The 9,688-nt window shown below is 70.2% G+C and carries 6 protein-coding genes; all 6 read right to left on the bottom strand.

Going from position 1 to position 9,688, the window contains the following annotated elements; all coding sequences use genetic code 11:
• Positions 1-1,350 (bottom strand): tetratricopeptide repeat protein (locus HG543_RS47305; RefSeq protein WP_169351560.1); only part of this gene is annotated, 1,350 nt, incomplete at its 3' end.
• A 5-nt stretch (positions 1,351-1,355) separates the two neighbouring features.
• Positions 1,356-4,757 (bottom strand): tetratricopeptide repeat protein, encoded by a 3,402-nt coding sequence (locus tag HG543_RS47310; protein WP_171818490.1) that lies wholly within the window; start codon positions 4,755-4,757, stop codon positions 1,356-1,358.
• The gene (locus tag HG543_RS47315; protein ID WP_169351558.1) at positions 4,757-7,174 is read right to left on the bottom strand and encodes a tetratricopeptide repeat protein; all 2,418 of its coding nucleotides are present in this window, start codon (positions 7,172-7,174) and stop codon (positions 4,757-4,759) included. The genes HG543_RS47310 and HG543_RS47315 overlap by 1 nt, the downstream gene beginning before the upstream one ends.
• A gap of 11 nt (positions 7,175-7,185) precedes the next feature.
• Positions 7,186-7,977 (bottom strand): dihydrolipoamide acetyltransferase, encoded by a 792-nt coding sequence (locus HG543_RS47320; RefSeq protein WP_169351559.1) that lies wholly within the window; start codon positions 7,975-7,977, stop codon positions 7,186-7,188.
• 119 nt (positions 7,978-8,096) lie between these two features.
• Complete coding sequence (gene mglA / locus HG543_RS47325) at positions 8,097-8,684, bottom strand: gliding-motility regulator Ras-like GTPase MglA (RefSeq protein WP_015347803.1); 588 nt, start codon at positions 8,682-8,684, stop codon at positions 8,097-8,099.
• 11 nt (positions 8,685-8,695) lie between these two features.
• Positions 8,696-9,175 carry a gliding-motility regulator GTPase-activating protein MglB gene (gene mglB / locus HG543_RS47330; protein ID WP_002637270.1) on the bottom strand — a complete coding sequence of 160 codons (480 nt, stop codon included), beginning with the start codon at positions 9,173-9,175 and terminating at the stop codon, positions 8,696-8,698.
• Positions 9,176-9,688 lie beyond the last annotated feature (513 nt).

The following is a 9,688-nucleotide window of genomic DNA, read 5'->3' on the forward strand; positions in this document are numbered from 1 at the left end:
GGCCGGGGCCGGGGCCTCGGCGGGCTTCGGGGCGGCGGCTTCGGCGGCGGCCTTCTCCGCCGCGGCCTTCTCGGCGGCCTGCTTGTCGGCCTCGGCCTTCTCCTCCGCGGCCTTGCGGAGCTGGTCCTTGCGCTCGCGCTCGCGGCGGCGCTCCTCGCGCTCGATGTTCTTCCGGGCGTCCTTCACGTACTGCGTGATGCGCTCGTCCTTGCCGCCCTTCGCCTGGAACTGGTCGAAGTAGGAGATGGCCGTGTTGTACCGCTCGAGCGCGTCCATCCCTGGTGGCTCGACGTCCAGGTAGAGGATGGCGAGGTTGAAGTACGGGTCCGTCGTGCCGGGCAGGAGCTTCAGGACCTGCTCGTACTCGGCCCGCGAGCGGGCGAAGTCACCCTGGCCGCGGTAGGCGTTGCCCAGGTTGAGGCGGGCGGAGGCGAAGTCCGGCGCGGCCCGCACCGCGGCCTCCAGCTCGGTGACGGCGGCGGGGTAGTCCTGCGCCTCGTTGAGCAGGGCGCCGAAGTTGTTGCGCGCCTCCGCGAAGTCCGGGCGGAGCTTCGCGGCCTGCTTGAAGGACTCCAGCGCCTGCGGGCGTGCCTTGAGGGCGAGGTACACCAGGCCCAGCGCGTTGTGCGTGGCCGCGTCGCCCGCGTCGATGGCGCGCGCGTTCTCCAGCACCATGCGCGCCAGCTCGTTCTTGCCCTCGCGGTAGTACACCTGCGCGAGCACCTGCATGGCGCGCACGTGGCGCTCGTCGCCCTTGAGCGCCAGCTTCGCCTCGGTGGCGGCGGACTCGTGCTTCTTCTGATGGAGCAGCGTGGTGGCCAGCGCGGTGCGCAGCGTCACCGAGTCCTTCCGGGAGTCGAGCAGGCCGCGCAGCTCCGCCTCCAGCTTCACCGAGCGGCCCGTGCGGCCGTACAGGCGCGCGAGGCAGTCCCACGCGGCCTCCTGCTCGGGGGCCACCGCCAGCGCCTGACGGTAGGAGCGCTCGGCTTCCTCCGGCTTGCCCAGGCGCTCCTGGACGATGCCCAGGTTCGTCCACGCGTAGTCGAGCTTCGGATTCTCGCGCGTGAGCGTGCTCAGCGCGGCCTCGGCCGCCGTCAGCTCGCCCTTCTGGGCAATCTCCACCGCGCGCGCGAAGTCTCCCGCCGGGCCACGCGCGGGCTTCTTGGGGGCTGGGGCCTCCGCGGCCGCGGCCTGCTCCGCCGTGCCCGCGTCCGGGGCCGCGGCGGCGCCATCCGTGGGGGTGGCGGCCACGGGGTCCGGGCGCGTCTCGGGGCCGGAGGCGCACGCGGACAGCACGAGTCCGGACGCGAGCGCCACGGCGGTGAGCGCGCGGGCGCCGGGGATACGCAGGGGCCTCACTGCTCACCTCCGGTGGTCAGCTTCGGCGCGTCCTTCTTCACGGTGGATTTGGTGCGCGGCGGCCCGTACACGCTGCCCACGAGGCCGTCCGGATACGCGGCGTCCCCGGAGAGCGCGTGCTTGGGCTCCTTGAGCACCGGGTACTCCTTGGGACGGAAGCGGTTGAGGGCCTCCAGCGTGCGCCGCGTCCACTCGTTGGAGATGCGATTCTTGCGCGCCTCCGCCATGGTGGCCGCGTAGCTCTCCACCGCGGCCTCCTCCAGCGCCGTCGTCTGCTGCGCGAGCTGGTCCTGGTACACCACCACCGCCTCCTCGCCCAGCCGCTTCACCTCCGGGGGCACCGGCGTCTCGATGATGGTGTTGGCGAAGCGCTCCAGCGCGTAGCCGCGCCGGTACAGCGCCGCCAGCGTCCACTCCAGCCGCTTGTACGGGTAGACGCGCGCGTAGGCCTCGTTGACCGACTTCACCGCGTTGCGCTTCGCCGTGAAGCTGCGCTCCAGCGCCTTGCCCCGGCCGCCAATCCTCAGCCGGTCGAACTTCTGCAGCTCCGCCTCGGCGAGGTGGAAGCGGCCGTAGGCGGCCGCGTCCGCCGCGAGCGGGTGCGTGTCCGGCTGGAGCTTGCGGCGGTCGAACTCGTTGGCGGCCTGGGCCCAGGAGCGCTGCGCCTCGCGCTCGTTGCCCAGCTTGTGCTGCGCGTCACCCATGCGCCGGTACGCGTCCACCACCAGCTCCACCTGGCCGGGCTTGTTGGCGAACTTGCGCACGAACTCCTGGAGCGCGCGGACCTCGCCCTTCGGGTCGCCCTGCTTCTCGTAGATGATGGCGGCGCGGTACTGGTTCTTCGGCGCGTCCTCGGCGTTGGGGTACAGGTCCGCGTAGCGCAGGAAGGCCGCCGCCGCCTCGGGGTAGCGCTGCTGGCCTTCCAAGAGGCGCGCGGTGTTGAAGAGGGCCGCCTCGCGGTCCTTCGACGCCGGGTAGTCCTTCACCAGCTTCTGGTAGTTGGCGACGGCCTTGTCGAAGTCGTACGAGTTCTCCGCGTTCACCGCCACGCGGAACAGCGCCGCGTCCGCCAGGGGCGAGGACGGGTACTCGCGGTAGATGCGCTCGTACAGCTTCAGCGCGGAGTCGAAGCGGCGCGTGCTCTCGTACGCCACCGCGGCGTTGTTGAGCGCCTTGTCCGCGAACTCGTGGCGCGGCTCCTCGTCGACGAGCTGGATGTACTTCTCCGCGGCCTCGTCGTGCTTGCCCTCGGCCATGAGCTGGTCGGCCAGCTTGAAGCGGCCGGCGAGCTTGAACTTCACCAGGTCCTTGTAGAGCGGGCTGGTCGGGTCGATGACCTGCGTGTTGCTGGCCAGCTTCGCGCTGACCTCCTCCACGCTCTTCCAGTCCTTGTCGATGAGGAACGTCTCGACGATGAGGTTGGTGGAGTACTTCGCCACCTCGTGCTTCGGGTACGTCTGGACGATGGACTCGAAGCGACGGCGCGCCTCGGGGAAGTCGTTGTGCGCGTAGAACAGCTCCGCGGCCTTGTAGGCGATGCCCGGCGCCTTGTCCGCCTTCGGCAGGAGCGCGAGGTACTTGTCGGAGGCCTCGACGAGCTTCTGCTCGGTGGGCGCGAAGGGCAGGGGCTTGACGACCTCGCCCTCGGGGCGCTCGGTGGAGCGCAGCGGCTTCACGTCCGGCGCCGCCCCGGACTTCACATCCAGGTTGAGCTGCTGCTGCCACGCGAGGACCGCGTTGAGCGCGGCGTCGTCGCGGTGCTTCTCCGCGACGCCCGTGTCGCGCACCTCCTCGTAGCCCTTGGCGGCGGCGGCGAACTGGAAGGAGTTGTAGAGGCACTCCGCGTGGTAGAAGCGCATCTCGCCCGCGCTCTTGCTGCGGGGGAAGCGCTCCAGGTAGGCGCCGTACGCGCGCGCGGCCACCTGGAAGCCGAGGTTGGCCTGCTCGAACTTCCCTTCCTGTTTGAACACCAGCGCCTGCTGGTGGTGGTAGGTGGCGGTGCTGTACAGGCTGCGCTCGGCCAGCGCGTTCGCCTCGGAGAGCGCGTCCGGGTCGTGCTTGTTCTTCTCGTACCAGGGCGTGCCCGGCTGGTAGCTCGTGGCCAGCTTCTCGGACGCGGCGAAGGCCTCGGCCATCATCCGGTCGCCCGTGTACGCCTGGACGATGCGCTGCTGCAGCGCCGGCGCGTCCGGGGCGAGCGGGTCCTTCTGGAGCACGAGCTGGTACGCGGCGATGGCGTCCGGGTACTTCGTCTGGTCGAAGTAGACGTTGCCGAGGCGGCGGTAGATTTCCGCCTCGTACGGGCGCGGGCCGCGCTTCTCGAAGACGGCCTGCGCGCGGGCCATGCCGCCCCAGTTCTCGTCGGCCAGGGAGATGGCCACGTACTGGAGGCCCTCCTCGCGCAGGTCGCCGCCGGCCTTCTCCTCGCCCCTGGCCACGCGCTGGGCCTCGTAGAAGTCCGTCAGCGTGAGGAAGGACTCCACCGCTTCGTCGAAGCGGTCCATTTTGTAGTACGTCCAGGCCAGCTTGTAGAGCGCCTTGTCGTAGAGCGCGTGCTGGGTGTCGCGGATGGCGGCCGCGAAGGCCACCTCGGCCTTGGTGAGCGCGTTCGGGTCCTCGTAGGCGTCGAACCAGTGCTCGCCGATGCGCACCCACGCCTCGGTGGTGAAGCGGCTCTTCGGGTAGCGCTCGATGAGCTGCTCGTAGGCGACGAGGCCCTCGCTGAACTGCCTCTGCTCCTCCAGGCAGTAGCCCAGCAGGTACAGGGCGGCGTCGTTGAGGCGGTAGTCGGGGAAGTCCTTCAGCAGCCGGCGGTAGAGCGCGACGGAGTCCGAGTAGTCCACCACCGGCTCGTCGGGCACCTCCCCGCTGGAGTCGCCGTCGGCCGCGGCGAGATGCTCGCGGTACCGCTTGCTCTCGGCGAGGAACTCTTCCGCGGAGCGCTCGTAGTACAGCTCCGCGAGGCGGAACATGACGTCCGGCGTGTAGCGGACCTCGTCGGGGTAGCGGCGGAGGAACTCCTCGAAGCGGATGATGGCGTTCTCCCGCTCCCGGCGCTCCTGCGTCTCCAGGTCGCGGATGGTCTTGTCGTACGAGGACGACAGCGAGCCGCGCTTCTGCTCGTACTTGTGCTCCACCAGCAGCTGCACCTCGCGGTGGAACTCGCGCGACTCGTCCTGGTACGTCTTGTGGGCGCGGCTGACCTCCTGGAGCAGGGCTTCCTGCTCGGGCGTGCGCCCCAGGCCCTTCAGGTACTCGCCGGGCTTGCCGGAGGCGGGCGCCGACTCCTTCGCGGGAGCCTCCGCGGCGGGCGCGGCGGTGGCCCCTTCCGCCTCCTCTTGGGCGGAGGCGGGCAGCGCGGAGAGGGCGAGCAGGGCGGCGAGGAGGGGGCGGCGCATCACTGCTTGTCCTCCGCCAGCACGTCCTTGAACTCGGCGTCCAGCTCGCGCAGCGCCTTGTCCTTCTGCGCGGACAGGCGCTGGATTTCCGTCGTCTTGTCCTGCTTCTCGGAGAAGGCCACGTCCACCACGCCCACGTCCGCGCGGAGCACCAGGTCGTAGAACTGCTGCCGCACGCGGCGGAAGCTCTCGAAGGCGATGCGGCCCACGAGGTTGCGCGTGTCGCCGGTCACCGCGGCCACTTCCGCCTCGTAGCGGTCCAGGAGCTGCTGCTCCGCCAGCACCTTCTCGCGGATGTCGCGGCCCCGGGACTCCAGCCGCGCGCGCAGCACGTCCCGCGCGGCGGCCACGCGGGTGCGCAGGGCGTCCGCCCGGCTCCGCACCTCGTGGGCGCGCATGAGCGTGCGCGCATCGCCCTGGGGCAGCCGGCCCTCGGCCGCGCTCAGCAGCTCATGCTCCTGGCGCAGCACCGCGGCGTACTCCGTGCGGATGGTCTGCTCGCCGGCCAGCGCCGTGGCCGCGGCGTGGCGCTCGTCCGCCAGCCGGGCGCGGGTGGCCTCCAGCTCGGACCGCAGGTCCGTCAGCGTCTGCGTCTCGGCCTGGAGCTGCATGAGGAACTCGCGCTCCTCCTCCGGGGGGGTCGTGCGCTGCCCGCGCGTGTCGTCCACCCACTTGCGCACCGAGGTGGCCACGGCCTGGAGGCTCTGCAGCTCGTAGCCCAGGCGGAAGGCCTCGCGGTCCACCTCGTCCACGCGGGACTGCATGCGCCGGCGCCGCTCCTCCAGCTCCTGGAGGGTGGTGGGCAGGGCGGAGAAGCGGTGGCCCAAAAACTCGCGCCGGAGCCGCACCGCGTCCAGCCGCGCGCGCTCGTCGGGGGTGAGGACGGCGTCCAGCGCGGCGGTCTCCACGCGCACCAGCGCGGCCTCCGCGTGGGTGAGGGCGGAGTCCACCGCGTCCGCGCGCGTGTAGCCCTCCTGCAGCTCCGGGAAGGACTCCATCCCGCGCGTCTCCAGCGCCTCGAGGATGCGCACCGCCAGCGTCTGGGCCTCGTCCGCGCCCTGCCGGCCGCTGTCGAGGTCGCCCACCAGCCGCACCGCGTCCGCCACCTCACGCTGGGTGGCGGCGTACTTCAGCGCCAGCGGAGGCAGCAGCGTGCGCACGTCCGCCGAGCCGTCCACGCGTCCCAGCAGCCGGTCGAAGTACGCCACCGGGTCCTGGCTCACGCGCATCAGGTTGTCGATGGACTCACGCGCCGGCCGGAAGTCGTCGCTGACGCGGGTATACGTCTCGATGGAGGTGCCGTACTTGCGCAGCTTCTGCAGCAGGTTGCCCTGGAGCAGGCGCGCCTCCGCGGCGAGCGGCGAGTCGGGCGTCACCATCAGCAGGATGTCGATGGCGTTCTTCGCGAGCTGGTGGTTGCCCATCTTCACGTGGACCCACGCGCTCTCGTAGAGCGACTCCGGGAAGGACTCGCTCTCCCGCGGCACCTGGCCATAGCGGTCCAGCGCCTCGCTGTAGCGGCCCGTCTCGAACAGCAGCCGCCCCAGGGACATCAGCGCCAGCTCGCGCACGCGCTGGGCATTGGCCTCCGGCGTCGCCGCGGCCGTCTGACTCCGCGTCGGTGCCGAGGTGGCGACAGGCGAGGAGGGCAGGGCGGCGAGCCGCTCGAAGTGCTCGATGGCGGCGGGCAGCTCTCCGGCCTGCACGGCCAGCACGCCCAGGTGGTACGCGGCCTGGAGGCGGAAGGCGCCGTCCGGGGCCTGGGCCAGCGGGCCGAAGGCCTCGCGCGCGCGGGCGATGCGCTCCTCGGCGGGCAGGTCCGAGCGGCGGAAGAGCCACTTCGCGTGGACGTACGCCATCTCCGGGGGAAGCTGCCCGCCAGAGAGGGCGCGCGCCTTCTCCACGTACCCGTCGATGCCCTCGAACTGGTTGAGCCGGCTGGCCACCGTGAGGTAGCGCGAGAGCGCTTCCCGCTGGTGGTTGGAGGACGAGGGCAGCGACAGCAGCTCGCGCAGGTACATCCTCGCGCCGATGTAGTTCTGCTGCTGGAAGAGCGAGTCCGCCAGGTAGAAGAGGGCGTCCGGGTAGCGCGAGTGGGGGCGGAAGCGCGGGTCGCTCACCAGGTCGTAGAAGAGGACGGACGCCGCCGGCCAGTCGCCGAGCAGGTATTGGATTTCCCCGTCGGAGAAGCGGCGCGCCCGTGAGTCGTCGTCTCCAGGCTCGGCGCGCTGCGTGTACTGCGTCTCCACGAAGCGCAGGTTCTCCTCGGTGAGGCGCAGCCCCTTGTCCACGGCGTCGAGCTGCTGCGCCAGATCTCGCGCGGTGGGGCGCGACGCCGGACGTGGCTCGGCGGCGAGCGTGGGCGTGGAGCCCAGCAGGGCGGTGGCCAGGGCCAGGGCGCGGAGCGACGCGTTCACCGGAGGAGCCCCTACTTCGTTTCGGAGGAGGAGGTGGCCGGCGCCGACGGCTCGACCTTGCGGCCCGTCTCGCGCGTCAGCTCGATGTCGTAGCGCACCGCCGGCCGGTCCTTCAGGTCCGTGGTGAGGCCGCCCTGCTCGAAGCCCACCACGCGCACGGTGGTCACCTTCCCGGGCTCGGCGGTGAAGGACTGGCTGGACTGCACCTTGAACTTGTAGCCCTCCAGGTAGCTGAACACGCCGTAGCCGTTGCCCCGGTAGACGAGCCGCACGGCAATCTGGTGCTGACCGGGGACGATGCGGCCGTTGAAGACCTCGAACTCCTGGCGCTTGCCGAGGTCTCCCTCGGTGTCCACCTGCGTGAAGATGGGCGCGCCGTCGAGCGCGTACGTCACCGACTCCAGCATGAAGGAGCCGCCCATCTCGTTCTTGTGGACGATGACCGCGCGCGAGCCGGTGGACACGTCACCGCCCAGCACCGACTCCTGCAAGAGCAGCAGCCGCGCCTTGGAGCGGTAGATCTTCTCCTTCAGGTCGACGACCTGCTCCTCCAGCGTCTTCACGCGGGTGTCGAAGGCCTCTTCCGCCGTGCGCGCGCCGGCCGCGGGCACCGCCGCGCTACCCACCGCCTCGGACGGAGCCGCCCGCGAAGCCTGCGGCGCGCCAGCAGCCTGGGGCGCGGCGGACGGCGTGGAGGCGGTCGCCGCGGGCGTGACGGCGGAGGGCGCCTGCGCGAGCGCCGGCATCCACACGGTGGCGCTCAGGAGGGCGAGGAGGTGGAAGGTTGCGGCAGCGACACGCACGGTGCGACCTCAAGAAGTCAGACGACCTGACCCGACGGCCTGAGGTCATACCACCCTTCCCGGCGGGCCGTCTTGTCACGCTCAGTGCAAGGGGCCGGCTCGCCGGTCGGCGGGCTGCTTCAGCCGCCCTTCTTGAGCTCCGTGAGGACCAGCTTGGCCACGGCCTTGAGCGTGTCGAACACACCCACGCCGGTGGGGGCAACGGCCTGATACTCCGGGATGTTGCGGGGGTTGAGCGCCTTGCGCATCTCCTCCACCGTCACCGCGTTGGGCAGGTCCCGCTTGTTGTACTGGACCACGTACGGAATCTTGTTCAGGTCGTAGCCCTGCTCGGCGAGGTTCACACGGAGGTTCTCGATGGACTCCATGTTGGCCTCCATGCGCTCGATCTGACTGTCGGCGACGAAGACCACGCCGTCCACGCCCTTGAGGATGAGCTTGCGGCTGGCGTCGTAGAAGACCTGACCGGGCACCGTGTAGAGGTGGAAGCGCGTCTTGAAGCCGCGAATCTCACCGAGCGACAGCGGGAGGAAGTCGAAGAAGAGCGTGCGGTCCGTCTCCGTGGAGAGGGAGATGAGCTTGCCCTTCGTCTCGGCGGCGGTCTTGTTGTAGATGTACTGGAGGTTGGTCGTCTTCCCGCAGAGCCCGGGCCCGTAATAGACAATCTTGCAGTTGATTTCGCGGGATGAGTAGTTGATGAAGGACATGGCTTCCCGGGTTACTCGCTGAAGAGGTTGTCGATATCGTCGTCGGAGATCTCGGCGAAGGGCGACCCGGCTCCCGGACTGTCCGTCTTCTTCACCAGACTCTCGAAGATCTTCGTGAGCTCGTCGCTGGCCTTCTTGATGCGCAGGCGGACGAGGCCGAGGCTGGTGCGGTTGTCGAAGATGACGACCAGCACGACCCGGCTACCGACGATGGTCATGTAGAGCGAGTCCTTGGCCCCCTCGTGGAACTGGTTGGGGAACTCGTTCTCACCGATCAGCTTGGCCAGGCCGCCCATCGCCGCCACGTTGCCGGCCGTCAGCGAGGCCAGCGAGGTGGTGTCGATGTTCTGCGTCTGGCCGGCGGAGGAGATGAGCTGCCCGTTCTTGTCGACGAGGAACACCACCTTCGCGTTCGCGTCCTTGGTGAGCCGGTCGCAAACGGCGTTGATCTTGGTGAACTCCTCTTCGTACATCACCAGTTGCGTGCCCATGGGCGTATGCGCTCCTCAGCGTTCGCTCGCCCCGCTCACGGCAACGCTCCGATTGTTTCTGGAGTGAATCCCGGAGGTTAGACGAGGCGCTACCGACCGTGAGGATGCTTAGCAAAGCGAACCCACTCCAGCAAGAAGCCATCCGCGTACCCGGGTGCGAAGGGTGGCCGTCCCCATGCCGCCCGAACGGGCTGTAGGCCGGACGGGGGTCCCGGGCCCTTTCCGGGGTCCTCCCATCCCCCGGGGTTGGGAGCCTTCGCGGCTTTCTCTATACTCCGCCGGGCTTTGCAACCCCCCAGCCCCCTCCTCTCCTCCCTGGCGCGTCTGGCGCTGGTGCTCCTCGTGCTGGCCTCCCCGGCGTCCGCCCGGGCCCAGCAGGTGGCCGAGCACGCCTCGTTGCGGCTGCGCTACGGCGTGTCCCTGCGCGACGGGCAGCAGGCGGATGTAGGGCCGGGGCTCACCTATGAGGGGCTCACCCCCAACGACCTGGCGGTGGTGGGCACGGGGTGGGTG

Source organism: Pyxidicoccus fallax, from assembly GCF_012933655.1.
In the GTDB taxonomy this organism is placed as follows: domain Bacteria; phylum Myxococcota; class Myxococcia; order Myxococcales; family Myxococcaceae; genus Myxococcus; species Myxococcus fallax.